We start from the raw sequence: 23,956 nt of genomic DNA on the forward strand, positions 1-23,956 counted from the left end.
GTCAGGCGCCGCGCTTCATGCGTTCGATGGCCATCAGCACCCGCTCCGGCGTTGCCGGCGCATCGAGACGCGGGCAAATGCAATAATCAGCGAACGAGGCGACGGCCATGCCGATGGCCTCGAAGACCGATATGCCGAGGCAGAATGGCGGCTCGCCCACGGCCTTGGACCGCTTGATCGAGCGTTCCTTGTTGACCGACCAGTCGGCCAGAGCGACGTTGAAGACCTTGGGCCGGTCGGAGGCCAGGGGGATCTTGTATGTGGACGGCGCATGGGTGCGCAGTTCGCCCTCCGCGTTCCACCATAACTCTTCGGAGGTGAGCCAGCCGGTGCCCTGCACGAAGGCCCCCTCGACCTGCCCCTTGTCGAGTGCCGGGTTCAGCGACTTGCCGACATCGTGCAGGATATCCGCGCGCTCTATCACGTATTCGCCCGTCAGGCTGTCTACCGATACGTCCGCGACCGCGGCACCGTAGGAGAAATAGTAGAAGGGCCGCCCCTGCCCCGTCTGCCTGTTCCAGTGAATCTTGGGCGTCTTGTAGAAGCCGGCCGCCGAGAGCTGGATGCGCGCCATGTAGGCGGCGCGGATGAAGCTGTCGAACGCCATCAGCCTTTGCCCAAGCACCACACCGGCCGATGTCAGCGCGAACTCGTCCGGCGTGATGTCGTAGGCCTCGACGGCGAAGGCGCGCAGGCGATCCACGATCTGCCTGCAGGCATCCTCTGCCGCCATGCCGTTCAGGTCCGTGCCGGAGGACGCCGCCGTTGCCGAGGTATTCGGCACCTTGTCGGTCTGGGTCCGCGTAATCAGCACGCGGTCGATATCGACCTGGAAGGCATCGGCGACCACCTGGGCAACCTTGGTGTGCAATCCCTGGCCCATTTCGCAGCCGCCATGGTTCAACTGGATCGAACCATCGGAATAGACATGCACCAGCGCCCCGGCCTGATTGAACCATGTTGCGGTGAATGAGATGCCGAACTTGACCGGCACCAGCGCGATGCCGCGGCGGATGACCCCACCGCGTGCGTTGGCCTCCAGGATGGCGCGCCGGCGCGCCTGATACTCGCTGCTGGCCTCCAGCTCGTCGATCAGGCGCGGCAGGATCTGGTCTTCGACGGGTTGATGATAGGGCGTCAGCTGGCCGTTTTCGTAAAGGTTGCGGCGGCGAACCGAGAGCGTGTCCTGCCCTGTCGCATAGGCGATCTCTTCCACGATCCGCTCCGCGGCGATGATGCCCTGCGGCCCGCCGAAACCGCGGAAGGCGGTATTGGACACCGTATTGGTTTTCAACGGATGCGAGTTCAGGCGCACATGCGGATAGAAATAGGCGTTGTCGGCGTGGAACAGCGCCCGGTCGGTGACGGGGCCGGACAGATCCGCCGAGAAGCCGCACCGCGCCGCATAGTCGCCGCGCACAGCCTGGATACGGCCCGTATCGTCGAAGCCGACCTCGTAGTCGATGGCGAAGTCGTGCCGCTTGCCGGTCGCCACCATGTCGTCGTCGCGGTCCGGCCGCAGCTTGACCGCGCATTTCAACCGCTTGGCCGCGATGGCGGCGACGCAGGCGAAAAGGTTCATCTGCGTTTCCTTGCCGCCGAAGCCGCCGCCCATGCGGCGCACCGAAACGGTGACGGCGTTGGCCGGCACGCCGAGTGCGTGCGAGACCATGTGCTGCACCTCGGACGGATGCTGTGTCGACACGTGGACGGTGACTTCGGCATCCTCGCCCGGCACGGCCAGCGCGATCTGGCCTTCCAGATAGAAATGGTCCTGCCCGCCCACGACCATGCGTCCGGCCAGCCGACGCGGCGCACCGGCCAGGGCCGTATCGGCGTCCCCCCGCTGCAACGTCAGCGGCGCCGTGACATAGGGGTAGCCCGCCGCACGGGCACTTTCGATGTCCAGCGCGTGCGGCAGCTTGCGGTAACGCACCTTGGCCAGCCTTGCCGCACGGCGCGCCATGTCACGCGTTTGCGCGACCACGGCGAACAGGGGCTGACCCCAGAACTCGACCGTCTCGGTCGCGAAGATGGGATCGTCATGCAGGCCGTTCGGGGAAATGTCGTTGACGCCCGGTATGTCCGCGGCGGTCATGACCCAGCGGACCCCAGGCGCGGCCTCGACGGCGGACAGGTCCATCGCCTCGATATGACCATGCGCGACGGTCGACAGGCCGAGGCAGGCGTGCAGCGTCCCCACCGGTTCCACGATATCGTCGGTATATTCGGCAGTTCCGGTGACGTGCTTGTGGGCACTGTCATGCCGCAGCGATTGATGGACGCCCCCTGCGATGCGGTTGGCGATGGCCGCGTTGTCGTCCTTCATGCCACCCTCCCCATGATGGTCGCGTCGACGCCTCGGTCCAGCCGGTGGACATCTCCGGTGCCGTGTTCCAGCCAGAAGCGGCGCAGAAGGTTGGCCGCGACGAGGAGCCGGTAGTCCGCGCTGGCGCGCCAATCCGACAAAGGCGTGAAATCTTCCGGTATGGCGGCTGCCGCTGCCTCGAAACTGCGCTCGCAGAAGGGCGCGCCGGCAAGGGTGACTTCCGCGCCCGTCGCGCGCTTCGGCGTGCCTGCCATGCCGCCAAAGGCAATGCGCGCCTCATCGATGACGCCGTCGCGCACGGTGATGCAGAATCCGGCCGCGACGGCCGAGATATCGGCATGATGGCGCTTGGATACCTTGTAGGCCGAAACCAGCCGTCCGGCCGGCAGGGGTACGTGGATGGTCTCCAGGAACTCGCCCGGATGCCTGTCCTGTTTTCCGTAGGCGATGAAGAAATCCTCGAGCTTCATCCGCCGACGCTGCCCGCGATGGCGCAAGGTGATCTCCGCGCCCAGCGCGATCATCAGCGGTGGCGTCTCGCCGATGGGCGAGCCGTTGGCGATGTTCCCGCCGATGGTGCCGGCATTGCGCACCTGCCAGCCGCCGATCCGCGACCAGTAGTCGGCGGCGCCCGGCACCAGCCGGCGGATGGTGTCCTCTGCCTCGCTATAGGTGACGCCGGCGCCGATGGTCAGCCATTCGCCGTCCTCGGCCACGCCTTTCAATCCCTCGAGGCCGCCGATGAAGATGGCGGGCGCGATCGGCCGCAGAAACTTGGTGACCCACAGGCCAACATCGGTTGCGCCGGCCACCAGCGTCGCCTCCGGCATATCGGCGTAGCTCTGCGCGAATTCATCGAGATCGGCCGGCACCAAAGCAAGCCCGGAGGGGCCTTCCAGCCGCGCGCCGCTGCCGGCCAGCGGCGCCAGCCGCGCCATGATGTCTTCCCGTTCGACGGCCAGCCTGTCGAAGGCCTGCCCGCCGGCGGCGGCAGCAGCCAATGCGGCGCGCACGATGCTTTCATATCCGGTGCAGCGGCACAGATTGCCTTGCAGCGCCGTCTCCACCGCGACCGCATCGGGCGCGGGATTGCCGAGCCATAGGCCGTACAGCGCCATGACGATGCCGGGCGTGCAGAACCCGCATTGCGAGCCATGATGTTCCATCATCGCCACCTGCACCGGGTGCAGGCCGCCATCGGACCCTTTCAGATGCTCGATGGTCACGACATGGGTGGCATGGCAGGACGCCAGGAAGCGGATGCAGGCGTTGACCGGCTCGTAGACCAGGCGGCCATCCACAAGACGTCCGACAAGGGCGGTACACGCGCCGCAATCGCCCTCGGCACAACCCTCCTTGGTCCCCGTCAGGCGCAGTTGCCCGCGCAGGAAATCGAGAAGCGTCGCGTCGGGGGCGCCGTCGCGCACCTCGATATCGCGATCGTTGAGAATGAACCGTATCCCATCGGCGCCGCGCATTCGGATTCCTCCCTGTATCCCGGTGAGACTAGGTCCGAATGCCCCCTTGCCGACAGGCATCGTTTCGATGAAGACTTTATAGATCGCGTAGATAATCGCGGCCCTCCTGCCATCGGTCGGACATCGCATGACGCACATAGACAGCCTCAAACTCTTCATTCGCGTCGTCGAACTGGGCAGCATCACCGCCGGGGGCCGCGACGTGCGCATGACGCCGGCCGTCGCCTCAAACCGCATCCGCGCGCTGGAGCAGGCGCTGGGCATCCAGCTTTTCAACCGCACGACGCGCAAGCTGAAGCCGACGGAGGCGGCGCAGCTCTACTATGAACATGCGCGGCGCATCGTCGATGCCGTCGAGGAGGCCGACGCGCAGATGGCCGGCTATGCCGGACGCCCGCGCGGAACCATACGCGTGGCCGCCCCGCTGGTGGCGGGCAAGATCATCGTCGGGCCGATCATCCCGGCCTTTGCGGACGCCTATCCCGACATAGAGCTGCGGGTCCGGCTGACCGACCGGACCATCGACGTCTTCGACGACAGTCTCGATCTCGTCTTCTTTCTGGGGGAACTGCACGATTCCGGACTGAGCTGGGCCCATATCGCGGACTGCGACCGCGTCATCTGCGCCGCCCCGTCCTACATTGCGCGCCACAGCGCACCGGAACGGCCCGAAGACCTTGCCGCACACAACTGCCTGCTGCTGCGCTACCCACGCTCGACGGAGTATTACTGGGTTCTGACAGGCCCGGACGGACCACAGAAGATGCTGGTCAAAGGCAGCTTCGACGCCGATGACAGCGGCCTCCTCCTGGAATGGGCGCGGGCGGGGGCCGGCATCGTCAACCGGCCGCGCTTCGAGGTGGCCGCCGACCTGGCGGCAGGCAGGCTGGTGGAGCTGCTGCCCAGGCATGCGCCGCCTCCGGCGCGATTCGGCCTTCTGTATCCCCACAGCCGCATGCGCAATCCGAAGTTGAAAGTCTTCGTGGACTTTGCCGTACGCGAAGCAAAGAAAGCCCATCAGCGATTGTTGTCAGGGGGCGCGGCTTGATTTTCAATCATCTGTAGAAACTGAGTGCGCGAGTTCTGGTTAATCACCTTGCCGCGATCTCCGTATTCTGGCCCGCATAAGCGGGATTTAACCCGACACCACCGGGAGGAATGATGGCAGGGAAATGGTTCGACCTCGAGGCATTGGGCACCAATGTCCGTACCGAGGTAATCGCCGGTGTCACCACGTTTTTGACGATGGCGTACATCATCTTCGTTAACCCGGAAATCCTCGCCACCACGGGCATGGACCACGGAGCGGTCTTCGTGGCCACCTGCCTTGCCGCCGCGCTCGGCTCGGCGATCATGGGCCTTTGGGCGAACTGGCCGGTGGCCATGGCGCCGGGCATGGGCCTCAATGCCTTCTTTGCCTTCACCGTCGTCGCAGGGCTCGGCTTCACATGGCAGCAGGCGCTCGGAGCGGTCTTCATCTCCGGCCTCATCTTCCTGTTCCTGTCCGTGACCGGCGTGCGCCGGTGGCTGATCGCCGGGATACCGGCTTCCATGCGCAGCGCCATCGCCGCCGGCATCGGCCTGTTCCTGGCCATCATCGCGCTCAAGAGCGCCGGTGTCGTCGTCGCCAGCCCGGCCACGCTGATAACCCTCGGCGATCTCACGGCCAGCACGACGCTTCTGGCCATAGGCGGCTTCTTCCTGATCGCGGCGCTGGATGCGCTGCGCGTAAAGGGCGCGATCCTGATCGGCATCATCGTCGTCACGCTGGCGGCAATGATAACCGGGGACGCCACCTTTGCCGGCATCGTCGACCTGCCCCCATCCCTGGCGCCCACCTTCCTGCAACTGGACATCTGGGGCGCCCTCGGCTTCGGCATCGTCCATGTCGTGCTGGTCATGGTGCTGGTGGAGGTGTTCGACGCCACCGGCACCTTGATCGGCGTCGCCAAGCGCGCCGGCCTGCTGAAAGAAGGGCCCACCCACCAGAACCCGAACCTCAGCCGCGCCCTCATGGCGGATTCGACCGCCATCCTGGCCGGCTCGATGCTCGGCACATCGTCCACGACCGCCTATGTCGAAAGCGCATCGGGCGTGCAGGCCGGTGGCCGGTCCGGCCTGACGGCCCTCACCGTGGCCGTCCTGTTTCTTCTGGCCATGTTCTTCTCGCCGCTGGCAGCGGCCGTGCCCGCGGCGGCAACGGCGCCGGCATTGCTGTTCGTCGCCACGCTGATGATGCGCGAGCTCGTCGAGGTGGACTGGGAAGACGTCACCACCGCCGCGCCGGCGGCGCTGACGGCGCTGGCCATGCCTTTCACCTATTCGATCGCCAACGGCCTCGCCTTCGGCTTCATCTCCTATGCGGTGTTGAAGCTGGTGACGGGGCGCGGCCGCGAAGTGCATCCCGCAACCTGGATCATCGCAGCGCTCTTCGCCATCAAGTTCGCCTTCTTCGGCGAGTGATGCCCTTGGCCGGCGGTCCAAATTCGGACTGCCGGCCACTCCTCCCCCGGGCGGCCGCACGCTCTATCTTCGCGATGTACACCGTCGGGGCCCAAAATTCATGGATATCATTTCATCCCAGCAGATGCGGAGGCTTCTGCCGCTGCTGACCGCCCTGGCGGTAACCGTGCTTGTCTTGAGCATCTCGGCGATCCTGTATCTTGGCCGGGAAATCTTCGTGCCCTTTGCCCTGGGCATCCTGTTGTCCTTCGTGCTGGCGCCCATCGTGATCGGGCTGCAAAGGTTGAACGTTCCGCGCAGCCTTGCCATTTCCGCCGCCATCCTGACGGCGACATGCGCGATCGTCGCGCTGATCCTGCTGATCTTCTCGCAGGTCGCCAATCTTGCCGAGGACCTGCCGGGCTACCGCGCCACGATCCAGCAGAAGCTCGATAGCGTCGCCGAGGGTGAGGCGCGTCCGAGCGGCCCTTACGGGCGCGCGCTGGAAGCCCTGCAGGGCATCGCCTCGGATATCGAGAAGATCGGTGGCAGCGGCGCCGTGGAGGCGGACAGCCCCGGAGTTGCCCGGCCGATGCCGGTGACGATCGTTTCCCCCGGCGGAGGCGCGCTGGCCACGGCCACGGCCGTCATTTCGCCTCTCCTCGGTCCGCTGACGACGCTCGGCATCGTCATCGTCTTCGCCATCTTCATCCTGCTTCAGCGCGAAGACTTGCGGAACCGCTTCATCCGCCTTGCGGGCACCGACGACCTCCAGCAGACGACGGCGGCTATCGACGATGCCGCCTTTCGCCTGTCACGCCTGCTCCTGTTCCAGTTCGGCATGAACGCGGCCTTCGGTCTCATCACCGGCGCGGGCCTCTATCTGATCGGCGTGCCGAGCCCGTTCCTGTGGGGCGTCCTCGGCGGCATCCTTCGATACATTCCCTATGTCGGTGGCTTCATAGGCGCGGGGCTGCCGATGATGCTGGCCTTCGCGGTCGATCCGGGCTGGAACATGATCCTGTGGACCGCCCTACTCTACATCGCCGTGGAGACGGCGATGTCCAACATCGTAGAACCCATTCTCTATGGGCATTCATCCGGTCTTTCGCCAGTCGCGATCATTCTTGCGGCCCTGATATGGGCGCTGCTGTGGGGCCCGGTCGGGCTGATCCTGGCGACGCCCCTTACGATCTGCCTCGTCGTGCTGGCGCGTTACGTTCCCGCACTCGGCATCATCGACATCATGTTCGGTGACAAGCCGGCCCTGTCGCCGCCGCAGATATTCTACCAGCGGATGCTGGCCGGAGAGCCGCAGGAGGCGGGGCTGCAGGCACGCGAATTCCTGCGGGAGCGGGCGCTGGTGACCTATTACGACGAAGTGGCGCTGGAAGGCATCAGGATCGCCCACGACGATGTCGCGCGGCTTGCGGTGCAGGGCAAGCGGCTGGAGACGCTGCAGCATGCGGCGATGGCGCTCGTGGAACGGCTCGACAGGGTGGAAAGCCCGCTACCGCGCGGCGGCGTGGTACGTACCGAGGCCAAGGCGGCAGTGGAGGCCGCCGGGCCGGATACGGCAGGCGCGCTGGTGGTGCAGCGCCCGGAAGACCTCAAGCCCGAATGGCGCGTCGCCCGGCCCGTGGTCTGCATATCCGGCAACGATCCGCTCGATGGGACGGTGGCGGCGATGCTGGCCCAGCTATTGACGCGGCATGGGCTGACGGCCGAAACCGCGGCATGGGCGGACCTTGCCAAGAACCCGCCTTCCGCCGCCGATGCTTCAGACGTCCGCCTTGTCTGCCTGTCCTTCCTGGAGCCGCTCTCCACCGTCCACCTGCGCATGATGGTGCGCCAAGTGCACCGGATCGCTCCGAAGGCGCATGTCTTCGTCGGCATATGGCGGCAGCGGGATCCGGCCATGGTGGAGCAGCTCTCCACCCGCCTCCACACCGACGCGCTCGTCACCACATTCGCGGCGGCGCTGGTGGAGGCGCAGAAGCTGGCCGCGAAATAACAAGCGGGCCTTACGCGACGGGCTCGTCGCTGCCTTCCTTCTCCACCAGCGCCTCGATCTGGCCGAGCAGCCTCGCGAAATCCACGGGCTTTGCGTGATAGTCGTCGCAGCCGGCGGCGATCGTCTTCTCGCGGTCGCCGGACATGGCATGTGCCGTCAAGGCGATGATGGGCATACGCGGCAGGGAGGCATCGGCGCGGATGGTCCGCGCGGCCGTCCAGCCATCCACGACCGGCAGGTTCATGTCGAGCAGGATGATGTCGGGGTTGGTGATGCGCGCCTTGTCGATACCGTCCTGCCCGTCATGGGCCAGGATGACCTCATACCCCTTACGTTGCAGGCGCCGCGACAGAAAATCCCAGATTTCCTCATGGTCCTCGACAAGAAGGATACGCGTCATTCGGATGTCTCCTGTGCTGGCGAAACGATAACGCGTATCTGGGCGGCAAGCTCCGGCAATTCGATCTCCTTTTTCGCGATGACCTCGTCGGTCTCGGCACGCAGTTTGCGGAATTCCTCCCGCGTCAGGTCTTTCGACGTCAATACGATGATCGGGGTCTGTGCCGTGTCCGGTCGGGCGCGCGCGGCCCGGATGAAGGCGAAGCCGTCCATCTGCGGCATAACCAGATCCGTCAGGATCAGGTCGGGCGTCTTTTCCGCAAGGGCTTCCAGCGCCATGTGTCCGTTGGACGCCGTCATGACACCATACCCCTCGCGCTCCAGGATCTCACGCGTGCGAGCCAGGAAATCCTCGTCATCGTCGACAGCCAGCACCAAGGCGTTCTCGGCCGTGCGGAAGCGGTCCATCACCTTGCGCAACTGCCCCCACTCCACGGGCTTGAGCAGGTAGTCGGAAGCACCCAGCGCATAGCCGAGGCTGTGCTCGTCGATTACCGTCAGCATCACCACCGGGATCCGGGACAGGTCCGCATCGGCCTTGAGCGCCGACAACACCGACCAGCCGTCCATGCGCGGCATCGTCACATCGAGAAGAATGACATCCGGGCGCACCAGCGCCGCCATCTCCAGCCCCGCCAGGCCATCGGCCGCGGTGCGGACAAGGAACCCCTCGCGCGTCAGGAAGCGCGCAACCAGCTCGCGTGCGTTGGGATCGTCATCGATGGCCAGCACCACGCCGGACGATGCATTGCGCTCCGCCGCGGCGATCGGCTGCATCGAAGGCGCCTCCACGACACTGGCCGTGGCGATAGCGGGAATTTTGATCGTGAACGTGGACCCCTCGCCCGGCCGGCTGACGACCGCGATGTCGCCCCCCAGCATCTTGGCGAAAGCCTTGGTGATGGCGAGGCCAAGCCCGGTGCCGCCGAATTTCCGCGTGGTCGAGGCATCGGCCTGCGTAAACCGCTGGAACAGCCGGCCCAGCTCTTCCTGCGTCATGCCGATGCCGTCGTCCTGGACCTCGAAGACAAGCCAGTCGCGCTTGTCGGCCGCCTCGCGCCGCACCCGAAGGACGATGGTTCCATTCTCGGTGAACTTGGCCGCGTTGGACAGAAGATTGATGACGCATTGCCGCAGCTTGACCTGGTCCGTGTGCGCCTCGCCCAGGCCGGGCGCTGCGTCGACGACGAAGCGGTTACCCTTCTTGTCCATGAGGCTTCCGACGGTGGCCGCGATCTCTTCAACGGCGGTGTCGACGGCAAAGCTTTCGGTGAAGACCTCCATCCGCTCGGCCTCGATCTTCGACAGGTCGAGGACGTCGTTGATCAGGCTCAGGAGATGGCGGGCATTGGCGTTGATCTTGCCAAGATCCGCAAGCAAGGTCTGCTCGCCCATCTCGGTCACTTCTTCCTCGAGCATCTCGGTATAGCCGATGACGGCCGTCAGCGGCGTGCGCAGCTCGTGGCTCATATTGGCGATGAACTGGCTTTTCGCCCTGTTCGCATTCTCTGCTATGTCACGGGCGGTTTCCAGTTCGCGCTCCTGGGCGCGTTGATGCGTCACGTCGGTATTGGTGCCGAACCAGCGCAGAACGGTGCCGTCCGGGCCCCGGATCGGCACCGCGCGCGTCAGGAACCATCCATAGGTTTCGTCGGCGCCCCGCAGGGGAAAGGTATCTTCCCATTCTCGCGCGGCGGCGACCGAAGCGCCGAACCCCGCTTTGACGCGGTCGACATGGTCGGGATGCACCGCAGCAAGCCAGCGATCGCCTCCCATCTCCTCCAGGGTGCGACCGGTATAATCGACCCAGCGGCGATTATACCAGAAGATGTCGCCGTTCTTTCGCGCCATCCATGCCATCTGCGGGATGTTCTCGGCCAGCGCCTCGAACTGGGCGTTGGTCTCGCGAAGCCGCGCCTGCCGGCGCAGGGCAAGCCAGGCAAGCGCCAATGCCGCGACGGCCGCGATGGCGAACGCTATGCCCGAGATCATCTCGGCCTGCCGCCGCTCTATCGTGATGGACGCGATGCGCGTTGAAGCCCCTTCCTGAACGGTATTGATGATGGCACGCACCGCATCCATGCGCGCCTTGCCTTCGCCGGACCGCACCATCTGCGCCGCTGCCTCGAAGCCGGACACGGCGCGGGTCCGCACCGCCTCTTCGGCAAACTGCGTCTGTGCCCCGATGGCGGACCGCAGGTCTTCCAGGGCCGCGCCATCGGCATCGGCATCGGACCATGCGGTCTCGAGCTGGGATATCTGTGCGCCCAGCGCCGCCAGCGCGCCTTCGTAGGGCTCCAGGAAATTCTCCAGCCCGGTGAGGACATATCCGCGCTGGCCGGACTCGATCGACAGAAGCGTCGAAAGGACCTTCTGCGTCTCGTCGATCAGGCGGACCTGCGCGGCGATGGCATCCGTCTTCTGGGACGATGACCAGAAGGTCCAGGCAAACATTGCGATCCCGATCGCAAGCGCGGCGATCGCGGCCTTCTCGAAGCGGCCCAGACGGCCGATCAGGCCGGACGTCCCCCTTGCCGAACCATCATCCATGCAATCCGTACCCGTGGCCAGAAAACCGATGTCCTGGAAGATGGTCCCTCAGGCCGTTTCTGACAGTCCCCCCGAGGTGCGAACAAGCTCCGGTTGCGCACCCAGAACCCGGTTGCGCCCTGCCCTTTTTGCCTCGTAAAGGGCGCGGTCGGCACGGCTGAACAGGGTAACGCCGGTTTCCTGGCCATCGGAAGCGATGGCGAACCCCGCCGTCACGGTGGCGATGATCGTTTCGCCGTCTGTGGAAACGGGGGTCTGCGCCAGTGTGCGGCGGACCGCCTCGCCCAGCGCATGCGCCTGTGATGCCGCAACGTTGCGCATCATCACGCCGAACTCCTCGCCGCCGAGGCGGGCCGCAATCGCGTCGTCCGACACGTGGTCTGCAAGAATGCCCGCGAAGTGGACGAGGGTCATGTCCCCCGCCGCGTGGCCGTACCTGTCGTTGATCTGCTTGAAATGGTCCAGGTCGAAAAGGATGAGGCAGGTGCCCGGCGCCACCGGCACATCGAGGAAATTGTCGGTCAGCGCGCGCCGGTTGGGGAGCTGCGTCAGCGGGTCTGTCAGCGATGCGCGGCGATGCTGCTGGCTCGTCCGGAACTGCATCAGCGCAAAGGAGATCGCCCCGATGCTCGTCAACCCGACGATGGAGGCCACGGCGTTGAACTCTTCCGCCCAGTTCGACGGGCGAGCCGTCAGTACGGCAGGGCCCTCGATGAGGAGTACGGCGGCGCATGCTGCAAAGGACAGGGCGGTCACGGCATAGAGCATGGCAACCGCGCCCATGCCGAGCAGCGCCTCGTGCCGATGCATCCAGAAGCGCCAGCCGGTCAGCGACATCAGCGTCGCGACCGCCACGTTGGCGCTTGCGGTGGCAATACCGGACAAACCCTGCAGGAAGAGAAGCGTCACCGCGACGATGCCGAAAAGGCCGATACCGACCGGAAGCCGCCAGTGCATCCGCCGCGCGCAGAACAGGCTCGAACCGCAATCGATGGCGACGAACCCGGCAACCAGCAATGCCATGGCGGGCAGACGCAGGACCAAAGGGTATCCCTCGCCGCTGTTAAACAGGACGATGGCGATGATGATGGCTATGAGGCCGGTGGCCCATACCAGAAGATGCCTCTCGTTGCGGAAAAAAATCCAGGACGTCAGAAAGGCGACCGCGAGCGCGGCGCTGGAAAGCCCAGCGGCTGTCAGCAGGGTCGTCTGATCCAGGTACATGAAACCATCATCGTAGAGGGATGCGCTCCTGCATCGACCGTTCCGTACGGCGTGGCAATGCATGGAGCCCATATGAACTTACCTTGCCTCAGACGAAAGGCGTGTGCAATCTCCGATATGGCACGGCAAGCACCCATGGTTTAGAGAAGCGGCACGCGTGACCCGCCCGCTTCTGGAGGACGACCAAGGATGTTGAAACTGATTCCGCCGCTCATTTCACCCGAGCTTCTCCTGACCCTCGCCGAAATGGGCCATGGCGACGACCTTGTCATTGCCGATCGCAATTTCCCGGCCGAGTCGGTGGCCGCGTCCACCGTCACGGGCCGCTGCATTCGCCTGTCCAACGTGGACACGACGCAGGCCGCGCGCGAAATCCTGAAGCTGTATCCGCTCGATTCCTTCGTGGAGGCACCGGTGCGGCGGATGGGCGTCGTGGACGATTTCAGCGCCGTGCTGGAAGTCCATACAGACATGCAACGGGTTATCGACGAAGCCGAAGGAAAGCCGATCCGCATGGAGACGGTCGAGCGCTTCGCCTTCTACGAGGCGGCGGCCAGGGCCTACGCGGTCGTACGCACGACAGAGGCGCGCCCCTATGGCTGCTTCATCCTGAAGAAGGGCGTCATCTTCGATTGACCTCAGGTGAGGTCCATCGCCGGGTTCCAGGCGATCTCCCATAGAAAGCCGTCCGGATCGGCGAAGTATCCGGAGCGCCCGCCCCAGAATGCGTCGGTCGCCTGCTTGACGATGCGGGCGCCGGCGCGCTCCGCCTCCGCGAGGGCGGCGTCGACATCGCCTTTCGCCGCGACGTTGTGCGCCAGGGTAATGCCGGGAAAACCGGCTCCTGCCGGCGCCACGCCAGCGTCGTCGGCCAACGACTCACGCGGGTAGAGGCTCAGCCAGCTTCCATCGAGCTCGAAGAAGGAGACGCCCTGGGCGTCCACCGGATACGGCTTGAAGCCGAGCGCTTTATAAAAGGCCGTCGCGCGGGCGAGATCCCGTACGCCCAATGTCACCAGACTGATCTTTCCCTTCATCGCCCTCTCCCGCCGATCCCATAATAGGAACATAACGGGAACATATATCGAAGGCAACCGCTCAGTGGATCGGGAAGTCGAATGTCTGCCCGTCATAGGCCGGCCGCACATGGGGCGGTAGCTCGGCACATAATGTGTCATAGTCGAGCGGGGTATGCATATGCGTGAGCACCGCCCGTCCGACATTCAGGCGGCCGATCCATTGCAGGGCTTCGTCCAGCGACAGATGGCTGGGGTGCGGACGACGCTGGAGCGCGTCGATAATCAAAAGCTCGGCGCCGGAAATCTCCTCGATCGCGGCCGCCGGAAAGTCCGAAACGTCGCTGCAGTAGGCGATGTCGCCGATCCGGAAGCCAAGCGACAGGATACGGCCATGGACCTGGTGAAAAGGCCGGAGCGTGATCGCCCCGCCGGCACCCTCGATGGCAAAGGGCTGCCCGCCCCATATCGGGACATGCTCGACGATGGGGGGGTAGTTGCTGCCTTCCGGTGTCTGGAAACAGTAAGCGAAAGCCTCGAACACCCGGGCGAATGTGGGCTCGTCGGCGAACACCGGCACCAGCCCGCGCCTGTCTTGCGCAAAGCCCCGGACATCGTCGATCCCATGGATATGATCCGCGTGCGGATGGGTCAGCACCACGGCATCGAGATGCCGCACTTCGGCATCCAGCATCTGGTTGCGGAAATCCGGGCCGCAATCGATCGCGACCGTCGTGACGCCATCCGGGCCGTACCGGCGCACCAGGGCGGCCGCCCGCCTGCGCCTGTTGCGCGGCTGGGCTGGGTCGCAGGCGCCCCAGTCGCCGTTTACGCGCGGCACGCCTGGCGATGACCCGCACCCCAGGATCGTCAATTCCAGTCGCTCGCTCACGCCGCCTCGGCTGCGCGCGGGTCCGGCGTCTTTGCGAACAGACGGAAGAAATTGTCGCTGGTGGCGGCGGCGACCTCGTCCAGCGTCAGGCCCTTCACCTTGGCGAGGACCTCGGCTGTGTACCGGGTGTAGGCCGGTTCGTTGCGCTTACCCCGGAATGGGGGCGGCGCCAGGAAGGGTGCATCCGTTTCCACCAGGATTCGATCCATGGGGCTGGCCGCCGCGACGGCGCGGATATCTTCGGAGCGGTTGAAGGTCAGGATGCCGGAAAAGGAGATGTAGCCGCCCATGTCCAGCCCGGCCTCGGCAAGCCGTGGGCCGGACGAAAAGCAGTGCAGCAGGAATGGGAAAGCGCCCCTTGCCATTTCCTCAGCAAGAATGCGCTCCATGTCCGCGTCGGCGTCCCGTGCATGGATGACCAATGGCAACCCTGTTTCCCGCGCGGCGTCGATATGGCGGCGGAACACCACCTCCTGCACCGCCGGGCCGGCCTTGTCGTAGTGATAGTCCAGCCCGGCCTCGCCGATACCGACGATCTTTTTGTGGGCGCTCAGCGTCACGAGGCGGTCCGTCGGCACGTCCGGCTCGTCCGCTGCGCTGTTGGGATGCGTGCCGACCGTGGCGTAGACATTGGAATAGGTGTCGACGATATCCAGAAGCACCGGCAGGCGCTCGACCCTGGTGGAGATCGTCACCATCAGGCGCACGCCATTCTCGGCGGCACGGGCTATCAGCGCATCGCGTTCCCCGTCGAAATCCGGGAAATCGAGGTGGCAGTGACTATCGACGATGAATGGCAGGGTCATGATGCGGTCTGGCCTTCCGCCTCCACGTAACGCGGGAACACCCCTTGCGGTGCCGGCATGGAGCGTCCGGGCTCCAGACCGTTCCCGTCGGAAAGAGCGGTGAAACTGCGCTCGTCGGGCGCCACCGCCAACAAATCCAGCAGCCGGGCGCAGGAATCCGGCATGAAGGGCTGCAGCAGGATAGCCGCGCGGCGGACGACTTCCGCCGTCACGTAGAGAACCGTCGCCATGCGCGCCGGATCGGACTTGCGAAGGGCCCACGGCTCCTGCCCGGCGAAATAGCGGTTCGCCTCCGAGATGACGGAGACGACCTGGCCCAGCACGACATGGAGCTCCTGACGCGCCATCGCCTCGCGCGCCTGCGCCAGAAGATTGCCCGACGCCGACAGGATCGCCTCGTCCTCCGGCGCGAACCGGCCGGGCTGCGGCACCTGGCCATCGCAATGCTTGGCGATCATCGAAAGCGAGCGTTGCGCCAAGTTTCCAAGATCGTTGGCAAGTTCGGAATTGGTACGGTTTACAATGGCTTCGTGTGAATAGTTCCCATCCTGCCCGAAGGGCACTTCGCGCAGCAGGAAGTAGCGGAACTGATCCAGCCCGTAGGTGTCGATCAGCGCCATCGGATCGATGACGTTGCCGACGGATTTCGACATCTTCTCGCCCCGGTTGAAGAGGAAGCCGTGCACGAAGACGCGTTTGGGCAGCGGTATCCCCGCCGACATCAGGAAGGCCGGCCAGTAAACCGTGTGGAACCGGACGATATCCTTGCCCACGACGTGCAGGTCGGCCGGCCAGAAGGCGCTCCGCTCTCCTTCGTTGGGGAAGCCCGTTGCCGTCAGGTAGTTCGTCAGGGCGTCGACCCAGACATACATGACGTGCCGCTCGTCCCCCGGCACCGGAATGCCCCAATCGAATGTCGTGCGCGAGATGGACAGATCCCGCAATCCGGACCTGACGAAGGACACGACCTCGTTACGTCGTTCGGCTGGCGCGATGAAGCCGGGATTGTCTTCGTAGAGGGCCAGAAGGCGATCCTGAAACTTCGACAGGCGGAAGAAGTAGCTTTCCTCCTCCACCCATTCCACCGGGCTGCCCTGAGGGCCGAGACGCGTTCCGCCTTCGGTGACGCGTGTCTCGTCCTCGCCGTAATAGGCTTCGTCCCGCACCGAATACCAGCCGGAATAGGAACCCTTGTAGATATCGCCGGCATCCAGCATGCGACGCCAGATCTCCTGGCTGGCGATCTTGTGGCGTGCCTCCGTCGTCCGGATGAAATCGTCGTTGGAAGCGTTGACGCAGCGGCCCATCGCGCGGAACTCGTCCGCATTGCGGGTCGCCAGCTCGAGCGGTTCGATGCCGAGGTTGCGGGCCGTCTGCAGCATCTTGATGCCATGCTCGTCCGTGCCGGTCAGGAACAGGACTTCCGCGCCGTCGAGCCGCTTGAAACGGGCGATGGCGTCGGTGGCGATCAACTCGTAGGCGTGGCCGATGTGCGGACGGCCATTCGGGTAGGAAATGGCGGTCGTCAGATAGTAGCGTTCGGCCATGATGGTTCCGGAATCCAGTCGCGATAAGTCGTATGCCAAGCGAGATAATGCATCCGGGCGATGGGCTCAATCGTTTCGCGCGGCGGAAAGCCCGGTAAAGAAGGTCAGCAGCATCTGCTTGCGATCGAGATTATAGGCTTCGCCCTCCCGCCAGCGGGCATCCTCCGACTGCCAGAATGCGGCGAGCCGCTCGGCGGCACGCAGGTCTCCGCCGGCCAGCGCCTTTTCAGACTCCGCAGCCAGCGCCTGGAACAACTCCCGGACCATCAGCCCGTAAGACGCCTCGCGCCCCTTTGCGGAAACGGCGTCGGCCAGTGCCTGGATGCCCGCCCAGTCCGGCGTGGACAGTACAAAGAGGCGCTGCACCTGCGCATTCACCTCGCCGCCGCCACCGATCAGGTTCTGGAAGCCGGTCCGCATGCTGCCCATGGCTTGCGCGGATGCCTGTGCGATCTCGTCGTCCGAGGCGTCCGGAACGTCCCGGCGCAGTCGGGACGCAATCTCCGGCGCCTGCAGCTCGCCCAGCCGCAGGACCCTGCAGCGCGAGCGGATGGTGGGCAGCAGCCGGCCGGGCATGTGGTTCACGATCAGGAACAGCGAGCGCGCCGGCGGCTCCTCCAGGATCTTCAGCAGCGCATTGGCGGCATTGCGGTTCATGTCGTCGGCCGGGTCGACGATGGCGACCCGCCAGCCGAGGCCCGCCGTCGTATGGAAGAAGTGCGTCAGCCGCCGAATTTCGTCCACGGTGATCTGCGTCTTGAAGCCGCCGCCCCTGTCGGCCAGCGGACGGCTGAGATGGATCAGCCGGGGATGCGCCCCCTGCGCCACCTGTCGCGCCACTGCGACCGTGTCCTCGCCCGTGGAGGCCAGCAGCGTGCGGGCGAAGGCGAAGGCAAGCGTTGCCTTGCCGATGCCCTGCGGCCCCTGCAGCAGCCAGGCATGGTGCATGCGGCCGTCATCCAGCGCCTGCGTCAACGCGCCGAGGGCTGCGTCATGCCCGACGACATCCAGCCGTGCTGCGGGCGGCGGAATGCCATCCATATCGTCGTGCCGCTGCTGCGCGACCAGGTCCGCATCCGACATGGATCAGGCTTCCGTCAGGCCCAGGCGCTCGGCGACGCGGGCAAGTATATCGTCTGCCACGATATCGACCGGACGCCGCGCGTCGATGATATGGCACCGCTCCGGCTCACGCGCGGCGATCGCCAGGAAAGCCAGGCGCCGCTCTTCGTGGAGGCTGGACGCCTCGGCTTCGAAGCGGTCGGCGGTGGCCGTCTTGCGCCGCGCCGCCGCCCGGCGCAGGCCCTCTTCCGCCGGTAGATCGAGAATGAAGGTCATTGTGGGGCGACAGTCGCCCATGGCTGCGTCTTCCAGCGCTTCAAGATAGCGCGCATTGTCGCCGCGCCCTTGGTAAACGCGGGTCGAATCGTGGAACCTGTCGCAGATGACGTCCGCGCCCCCGGCCAAAGCCGGCGCGATCACGCTGTCCACATGGTCGGCGCGCGCCGCGGCAAACAAGGCTGCCTCGACATCGTTTCCAAACGCCTCCGCGTCACCGCCAAGCACCATCTCGCGGATCATGTCCGCCCCCGTGGTGCCGCCCGGCTCGCGCGTCGTGACGACGGTGCGCCCAAGCTTTCGCAGCGCCTCCGCCAGCCGTGCGACCTGCGTGGACTTGCCGCTGCCTTCTCCGCCTTCGAAAGTGATGAACAGCCCCGCCAAGTCGCGCCTTCCTACAATGCGCGGATCCAGCCGAAGGCCAGTTCGTGCGCGGCATCCAGAGCGCGGCTGGAAAATGTGCCCTGGGGCACGTCCTCGCCGGCGAACAGGTCACGCACGATGCTCGCCTGATTCTCGATCCGCATCTCGACCCGGCCTATCTTCTGCCCCTTCTCGATCGGCGCACGCAAGGGCCCGTCATAGATCATCACAGCCTTGACCAGATCGGGCGATGCATTCGGCACATAGGCGACGACGTCCTCGGCGGTGCGCAGCGACACGCGCGGTACCGTCCCGCCATAGACGGTGGCATGCCCGACGATTTCGTCCGCCGAGAACACCTCCCGCCTTTCGAACGTGTCGTTGGCCCACTTCAACAGCGTCTCCGCCTCGCGCGCCCGCTCCGCATCGCTGGCAAGGCCGCCGAGGGCGATGAAGGTCTTGCGGCCGCCGCGTTCCGTGACCCCGACGAGCGAGAACCCGGAAGCCTCGGTGAAGCCGGTGCCCATGCCGGTCGCGCCGATATCCAGACGCAGCAGCGGGTTGCGATTGCGCTGCAGGATCTTGTTCCACTCGAACTCGGGCTGCGAATAAAGCCGGTAATACTCGGGATAGGTCGTCTCGATATGCCGCGCCAGCGTCACCAGGTCCCGCGCCGTTACGCTTTGCCCCTCTGCCGGTAGACCCGTCGGGTTGACGAAATGGCTGCCCGTCAGCCCGATCTCGGCGGCACGCCGGTTCATGCGTTGGGCGAAGGCGGCCTCGGAGCCGGACATGCCTTCCGCCAACACGATGCAGGCATCGTTGGCGGCCTGCACGATGGCGCCCTGCAGCAGCGCGTCCACCGTCACACTGGACTTGACCGCCGCGAACATGGTCGATGTCCGGGAGGGCGCGCCCCCGGTACGCCAGGCATGCTCGCTGACGGTGAAGCTGTCGGTCAGCGAAATTTCGCCCCGCTTCAACGCATCGAAGACGATTTCCATCGTCATCAGCTTCGCCAGCGAGGCCGGCCCGAAGGCGACGTCGGCGTTTTTCTCCAACAGGACGGCGCGCGTCTCGCCATCCACGATGAGGGCCTGGCGCGCCTTTGTCTGGTTGAAGAAGGACGGTTCGGCATCCTGCGCGGCGGCGGGCACCGCGAGGGCGAGCAGCAGCAGGACGGACATGCGGGGAAGGATTGACGCACACGCCGGGCTGAAGCTGATCATGGGTTCCTCCGCCGCAACAGTTCAACCGGCAGTGTAGCAAACCCAGAGCCGACCGCCATGACCGGGCGGCCGCATCGTCAAAAGCTTCGCGGTATCGTTAACTCATTCCTTGACGACGAAGGCATCTTCAGCGCCGCTCATCCACAGGGCCTGCAACACCGTGTCGGCGCTTTCGCCGGGCGCCAAAGCGAGCGTCAGGGAAACGCCGCCGCCGAACTCCGCCGGGACCGCTTCACGCGTCACATTGCCGTGTTTTGCGGCCAGTGCCTCCACGCCGGCCAGCACGGTTGCGTCCGTCAGGATCCCGAGCTCGATGGTCTCGGTGCCGGCCGCAATGGCGGCAAGGGCGCTGAACGCGTTGCTCTGCGTCTCTGCCGGTGCGTAGGAGAGCATGCCGGACCGCGGGGTGGGCATGGGTGCGAAAGCAGGTGCCGTCGGCGCGGGGGCCGCGACCGGCATTGCGAAGCCTTCGCTGCGCGCCGCGCGCTCAGCCGCCGTCGCCTGCTGGATGGCCTGCATGGACCGGACGCCCGGTACGCCGCTGCCTGCGGCGGCTGCCGTGGTGCCGACGGGCGCATCATGACCGGCGGAGGCGAAGGCCGCCGCCACGAGCATCTCGTCGCTCGGGCGCTCGGCCGAGGCGACCATGACGCCCTGCGGCAGGCCGTCCTGCTCTCCGCCCTGCCCGCCTGGCCGGAACGAGGCCATCAGCATGGACGTATCGTCGCCGTCGACAGGGGCACGGCCGACATATTCGACATGGACGTCGGCAATACCGGCGTTCTTGAAGCCAAGGACATCGGCGGCCTTGGACGAAACGTCGACGATACGGTTATGGGAGAACGGGCCCCTGTCGTTGACGCGTACGAGCACGGAATTGCCGTTGCTCTTGTTGGTCACGCGGGCATAGGACGGAAGCGGGAATGTCGGATGGGCGGCCGACAGGTGATACATGTCGTAGACTTCGCCGTTGGCGGTCAACCGGCCGTGGAAGTTGGCTCCGTACCAGGAAGCCTTGCCGGCCTTGGCGTAACCTTCGTCTTCCTTGGGATAGTACCACTTGCCCTTGACCTTGTACGGCTTGCCGACATGGTCGCGGCCGCCGCCCTTGCGTACCTGTTTCAGGTTGGTCACGCGGGGACTTGCGTCCACGCCGTACTCAGCAACGGTAAAGGCCGGCGCGTCCGGCTCGGGCGCCAGCTCGGCATGAGTGGAAGAACCGGATTGGCAGGCTGCCAGCAAGGCGGTCGCACATACAGCGATAACGACAGGCGCCACGCGGGATCGTGACGCATCGGCAGTCATTTTCATCTTTTGTCCCCTCAGATGTGACGCCTGCAGATACCGGCCAACTGGAACGCGGCCATCCCTCTTCGGAAATTGTTACCAACAAATTAACACGCAAGGCAAGCCAGTAATGACAAACGCGTGTTTCCGGGTTGATCGCGGGTAAATTTTCGCGCAAGGAAGCAAGATGAATGTATAAAGGATAAAGTGCAGTACACTGCCGTACAGAAAGCTTTATCTTTTCTGATATCATTCACAGGAAAACTGCGCCGGTCGATGCCTTTGCGGGGCGTGTGGCGTGGGACGGTTTATGACGGATTCAAGCCACAATTTGTATCTGACCCCAAAATCATGCCATTGTGGGTTTGCCGCACGTTCGCGGTCGTTACCGAAAGACACTCATGGCTACTGGCACTGTTAAATTCTTCAACGCCGACAAAGGGTTCGGCTTCATCACTCCGGACAATGGGGGTCCGGACACCTTCGTTCACATTTCGGCGGTACAGAATTCGGGGATCAACGCCCTGAACGACGGCCAGAAGGTTTCCTACGACACCGAGCCGGATCGTCGCGGCAAGGGCGACAAGGCCGTAAACCTTAAGCTCCTTTAGTTTCACGTTCGGTGGCGGTGTCCAGGGCATCGCCACCGATCCATTTGCGCCGGCATCGACACGGCGATCGATACTTTTTCGCAAATCAGTTCGTCTGCATTGCGCAAAGGCCAAAGGCCGATTCGCTGCGTCATCCGGCTTTGGCGGATTAGGCAACCAGGCTAAGGCAGCGACTGCAAGAAGCCCGCTCGACGCAGGCGCCTGACCGGTACGCCGACGCCCATGATGAGGTGACCCGCCCGCCCGGGTAGCAGGCTCGACGACGCAGCACCCTCGACGACTAAGGGCGGGACATCAGAAAGCCTCCTCTCGGTGCGCCCGTACGATTTCATGAGTGCGGCTTGCAGCATCTGTGCAAGTATCAGGCTCCACTTGCGAAAGGATCGACCGATGGGCGAGAAATCACGCGGCTCCAAAGAGGCCCGCAAGCCGAAGAAGGTGAAGGAAAAGGTCATAGCGGCGGCGCCGAGCCTCAAGGGCGGCACCTCCAGCACCCAACCCGCCAAGAAAAAATAAACGCGGCGTCGGTGCCCGCTGCCGAACCAGGACGGGGGCGCACAAGCCCTCGCCCTGACGAGAACCGCTCCTGCCTTCCCGGCATCCACAAGCCCTTCCGCAACAATCAACGCCGACAGGACGCCGACGCAAGAATCTTGTTGCGCAGGTTGAGATGCGGGCGTACCGCCTGCGGCGGAACGCCGCGCAAGGGGGATATGCACTGTGCTGACAAAAGGATCACAAGGCCTTGGCCAGGCTGTTCAGGTGCGACGTTGGCCAAGTGAGATACCACTATTCGTTATGGTTCTCGTCTTCTCGCTCGCCATCTGGGCCCTGCTCCTGGCCGGAAGCTTCGGGCTGATCCTGCTCTATGTGATCCTGATCGCGCTCGTCCTGTTCGTCTTGCAACTCGTCTATGTCGTGCATCTGCGCGGCAATGCAATTCTGGTTGGGCCGGACCAGTTCACCGACATCCACAGCCGCGTGGTCGATCTGTCGGAGAAGGCAGGATTGCGCAAGGTGCCGCGCACCTATCTCCTGCAGTCGGACGGCATGTTGAATGCCATGGCGACCAAGCTGTTCCGTGGCCAGTACGTCGTTCTCTACACCGATCTTCTGGACGCCTGCGGCTCGGACACGGTGGCCCGCGACATGATCATTGGCCATGAGATCGGTCATCTGCGCTCCGGTCACCTGAACTGGTTCATTCTAACGGCCCCGGGTCGCTTCATGCCGTTTCTCGGTACCGCCTATTCGCGCGCGTGCGAATACACCTGCGACCGCTGGGGAGCGGCTCTGTGCGGCGATGAAGCCGGTGCGCGTCGTGGCCTTCTTGTGCTTGCCGGCGGGCGTGCCCTGGCGCCGAACATCAATGTCGACGCCTATATCCGACAGCAGAACGACCTCGATACCGGCTGGATGACCATCGCACGCTGGTTGTCGAACTATCCGCCGCTGTCGGCTCGCGTCGATGCGCTGACCGCTCCGCTTGGAACCATTCACCGTTCCGCCCGGGGGCCGCTCCGCGCTGTAGCGATCATGCTGACCATCGTGGCGCTGGCTATCGCCGTGCCCTATGGCATCATTCAGGCGCTTCCCCATCTTCCGGCCCTCACCCACCTTACTGTAGGAGGTGATCCAGCCCCTGATGCATCGCAGGCAGGGGCTGAGACGGAGGATCTCGACGGGCTGATGGCCACCTGCCGCGAAGGCGATATGCAGGCTTGCGACGACCTCTATTACGCTGCACCGGTGGACAGCGAAGAGGAAGAGTTCGGCAATAGTTGCGGCGGCCGTGTGCCGAACAACACGGAGCTCTGCGCGAACATGAACTTCTAGTCCATCTCGGCCCGGACTGGGGGAATCCCCGCGGGCACGAGCACAACCGCTTCGGCCGAATTCGCTGACGCATGAGGGACCCGCATTCTGGCGAAGACCCCTGCCCCGCACCCGCTCCACGACCTGAGGCACAGCCACGCTAGGCAGATGCCGGCCGCTGGCGTTCATCCGAAGGGCGCCGGGAAAGGCCTGGACGCCCGACGATCGCCATCAATCCGGACATCTGTAGCCACGTCATGTCGGGAATGGGCACCGACGCTGCGGAACAAGTTGACGCCGCGATCCGCAAGGCGGTAAAGACGGCCTCGTAAAATCATTGGGTAGCAAAGTTGTAGCAACGGCGAGAAATAGGTCGGCGTAAAGACTAAAAAGCTCAATGATTTCAAGCGCTGGAAGGGTGGCCGAGTGGTTTAAGGCAGCGGTCTTGAAAACCGCCGTGCGGGAGACCGTACCGTGGGTTCGAATCCCACCCCTTCCGCCAGACACCGCCGATTGCGCGATATTGCCGCCGATAACCGCCAGTCATCGCATACCCACCAATCGGCATGTAGAACCGCCTATTCTAGGCTACGACCCGATAAATCTTGGGGCAGCG

20 protein-coding genes and 1 tRNA gene are annotated in these 23,956 nt (G+C 64.7%); 8 read left to right on the forward strand and 13 right to left on the reverse strand.

Annotated features, from left to right (window positions below):
* Position 1: 1 nt before the first annotated feature.
* Positions 2-2,329 (reverse strand): xanthine dehydrogenase molybdopterin binding subunit, encoded by a 2,328-nt coding sequence (gene xdhB, locus IGS74_RS11820; protein WP_192386317.1) that lies wholly within the window; start codon positions 2,327-2,329, stop codon positions 2-4.
* Positions 2,326-3,807 (reverse strand): xanthine dehydrogenase small subunit, encoded by a 1,482-nt coding sequence (gene xdhA / locus IGS74_RS11825; protein ID WP_192386319.1) that lies wholly within the window; start codon positions 3,805-3,807, stop codon positions 2,326-2,328. The genes xdhB and xdhA overlap by 4 nt, the downstream gene beginning before the upstream one ends.
* A 127-nt stretch (positions 3,808-3,934) precedes the next feature.
* Here xdhA and IGS74_RS11830 point away from each other — a divergent pair, with 127 nt between their 5' ends.
* The 3 genes from IGS74_RS11830 to IGS74_RS11840 all read left to right on the forward strand — a co-directional run bounded on the left by IGS74_RS11830 (position 3,935) and on the right by IGS74_RS11840 (position 8,263).
* The gene (locus tag IGS74_RS11830; RefSeq protein WP_039195750.1) at positions 3,935-4,855 is read left to right on the forward strand and encodes a LysR family transcriptional regulator; all 921 of its coding nucleotides are present in this window, start codon (positions 3,935-3,937) and stop codon (positions 4,853-4,855) included.
* Positions 4,856-4,968: 113 nt separating this feature from the next.
* Positions 4,969-6,270, forward strand: coding sequence for an NCS2 family permease (locus tag IGS74_RS11835; protein ID WP_192386321.1), 1,302 nt, complete (start codon positions 4,969-4,971; stop codon positions 6,268-6,270).
* Positions 6,271-6,370: 100 nt separating this feature from the next.
* The gene (locus IGS74_RS11840) at positions 6,371-8,263 is read left to right on the forward strand and encodes an AI-2E family transporter (protein ID WP_192386323.1); all 1,893 of its coding nucleotides are present in this window, start codon (positions 6,371-6,373) and stop codon (positions 8,261-8,263) included.
* A gap of 10 nt (positions 8,264-8,273) precedes the next feature.
* Here IGS74_RS11840 and IGS74_RS11845 read toward each other — a convergent pair whose 3' ends face one another.
* From IGS74_RS11845 to IGS74_RS11855, 3 genes are read right to left on the reverse strand one after another with little or no spacing between them, the layout of a single operon-like run.
* Entirely contained in the window at positions 8,274-8,663 is a 390-nt protein-coding gene (locus tag IGS74_RS11845) for a response regulator (protein ID WP_192386325.1), read from the reverse strand.
* On the reverse strand, positions 8,660-11,212 hold the full coding sequence (locus IGS74_RS11850; protein ID WP_192386327.1) for a response regulator: 2,553 nt from the start codon (positions 11,210-11,212) through the stop codon (positions 8,660-8,662). The genes IGS74_RS11845 and IGS74_RS11850 overlap by 4 nt, the downstream gene beginning before the upstream one ends.
* A gap of 48 nt (positions 11,213-11,260) precedes the next feature.
* The gene (locus tag IGS74_RS11855; protein WP_192386329.1) at positions 11,261-12,436 is read right to left on the reverse strand and encodes a GGDEF domain-containing protein; all 1,176 of its coding nucleotides are present in this window, start codon (positions 12,434-12,436) and stop codon (positions 11,261-11,263) included.
* 189 nt (positions 12,437-12,625) lie between these two features.
* Between IGS74_RS11855 and IGS74_RS11860 the strand changes: the two genes are divergently transcribed.
* The gene (locus IGS74_RS11860) at positions 12,626-13,072 is read left to right on the forward strand and encodes an RbsD/FucU domain-containing protein (protein ID WP_192386331.1); all 447 of its coding nucleotides are present in this window, start codon (positions 12,626-12,628) and stop codon (positions 13,070-13,072) included.
* 2 nt (positions 13,073-13,074) lie between these two features.
* Here the strand turns inward: IGS74_RS11860 and IGS74_RS11865 are convergent, their stop codons facing one another.
* The 8 genes from IGS74_RS11865 to IGS74_RS11900 form a co-directional block, all read right to left on the reverse strand.
* Complete coding sequence (locus IGS74_RS11865; RefSeq protein ID WP_192386333.1) at positions 13,075-13,473, reverse strand: VOC family protein; 399 nt, start codon at positions 13,471-13,473, stop codon at positions 13,075-13,077.
* A 61-nt stretch (positions 13,474-13,534) separates the two neighbouring features.
* A complete protein-coding gene (locus IGS74_RS11870; protein WP_192386335.1) occupies positions 13,535-14,344 on the reverse strand; it encodes an MBL fold metallo-hydrolase in 810 nt (269 codons plus the stop codon).
* The gene (locus IGS74_RS11875; RefSeq protein ID WP_192386337.1) at positions 14,341-15,150 is read right to left on the reverse strand and encodes a TatD family hydrolase; all 810 of its coding nucleotides are present in this window, start codon (positions 15,148-15,150) and stop codon (positions 14,341-14,343) included. The genes IGS74_RS11870 and IGS74_RS11875 overlap by 4 nt, the downstream gene beginning before the upstream one ends.
* Positions 15,147-16,697, reverse strand: a complete 1,551-nt coding sequence (gene metG, locus IGS74_RS11880) for a methionine--tRNA ligase (protein WP_192386339.1) — start codon at positions 16,695-16,697, stop codon at positions 15,147-15,149. Before metG ends, IGS74_RS11875 begins: the two co-directional genes overlap by 4 nt.
* 66 nt (positions 16,698-16,763) lie before the next feature.
* Complete coding sequence (locus IGS74_RS11885; RefSeq protein WP_192386341.1) at positions 16,764-17,780, reverse strand: DNA polymerase III subunit delta'; 1,017 nt, start codon at positions 17,778-17,780, stop codon at positions 16,764-16,766.
* 3 nt (positions 17,781-17,783) lie between these two features.
* The gene (gene tmk, locus IGS74_RS11890) at positions 17,784-18,419 is read right to left on the reverse strand and encodes a dTMP kinase (RefSeq protein ID WP_192386343.1); all 636 of its coding nucleotides are present in this window, start codon (positions 18,417-18,419) and stop codon (positions 17,784-17,786) included.
* An 11-nt stretch (positions 18,420-18,430) separates the two neighbouring features.
* The gene (locus IGS74_RS11895) at positions 18,431-19,627 is read right to left on the reverse strand and encodes a D-alanyl-D-alanine carboxypeptidase family protein (RefSeq protein WP_246722535.1); all 1,197 of its coding nucleotides are present in this window, start codon (positions 19,625-19,627) and stop codon (positions 18,431-18,433) included.
* Positions 19,628-19,729: 102 nt separating this feature from the next.
* A complete protein-coding gene (locus IGS74_RS11900) occupies positions 19,730-20,761 on the reverse strand; it encodes a septal ring lytic transglycosylase RlpA family protein (RefSeq protein WP_192386345.1) in 1,032 nt (343 codons plus the stop codon).
* Between the two features lie 554 nt (positions 20,762-21,315).
* Between IGS74_RS11900 and IGS74_RS11905 the strand changes: the two genes are divergently transcribed.
* From IGS74_RS11905 to IGS74_RS11915, 4 genes are all read left to right on the forward strand, one after another.
* On the forward strand, positions 21,316-21,525 hold the full coding sequence (locus tag IGS74_RS11905; RefSeq protein WP_039195727.1) for a cold-shock protein: 210 nt from the start codon (positions 21,316-21,318) through the stop codon (positions 21,523-21,525).
* Between the two features lie 390 nt (positions 21,526-21,915).
* Positions 21,916-22,041: a hypothetical protein gene (locus IGS74_RS20430; protein ID WP_280940220.1), complete on the forward strand. Its 126-nt coding sequence runs from the start codon at positions 21,916-21,918 to the stop codon at positions 22,039-22,041.
* Between the two features lie 282 nt (positions 22,042-22,323).
* Positions 22,324-23,361 (forward strand): M48 family metallopeptidase, encoded by a 1,038-nt coding sequence (locus IGS74_RS11910; protein WP_192386347.1) that lies wholly within the window; start codon positions 22,324-22,326, stop codon positions 23,359-23,361.
* Positions 23,362-23,752: 391 nt separating this feature from the next.
* Positions 23,753-23,842 (forward strand) — tRNA-Ser (locus IGS74_RS11915).
* The last annotated feature ends 114 nt before the right edge of the window (positions 23,843-23,956 follow it).

The organism is Aureimonas sp. OT7 (assembly GCF_014844055.1).
GTDB lineage: Bacteria > Pseudomonadota > Alphaproteobacteria > Rhizobiales > Rhizobiaceae > Aureimonas > Aureimonas altamirensis_A.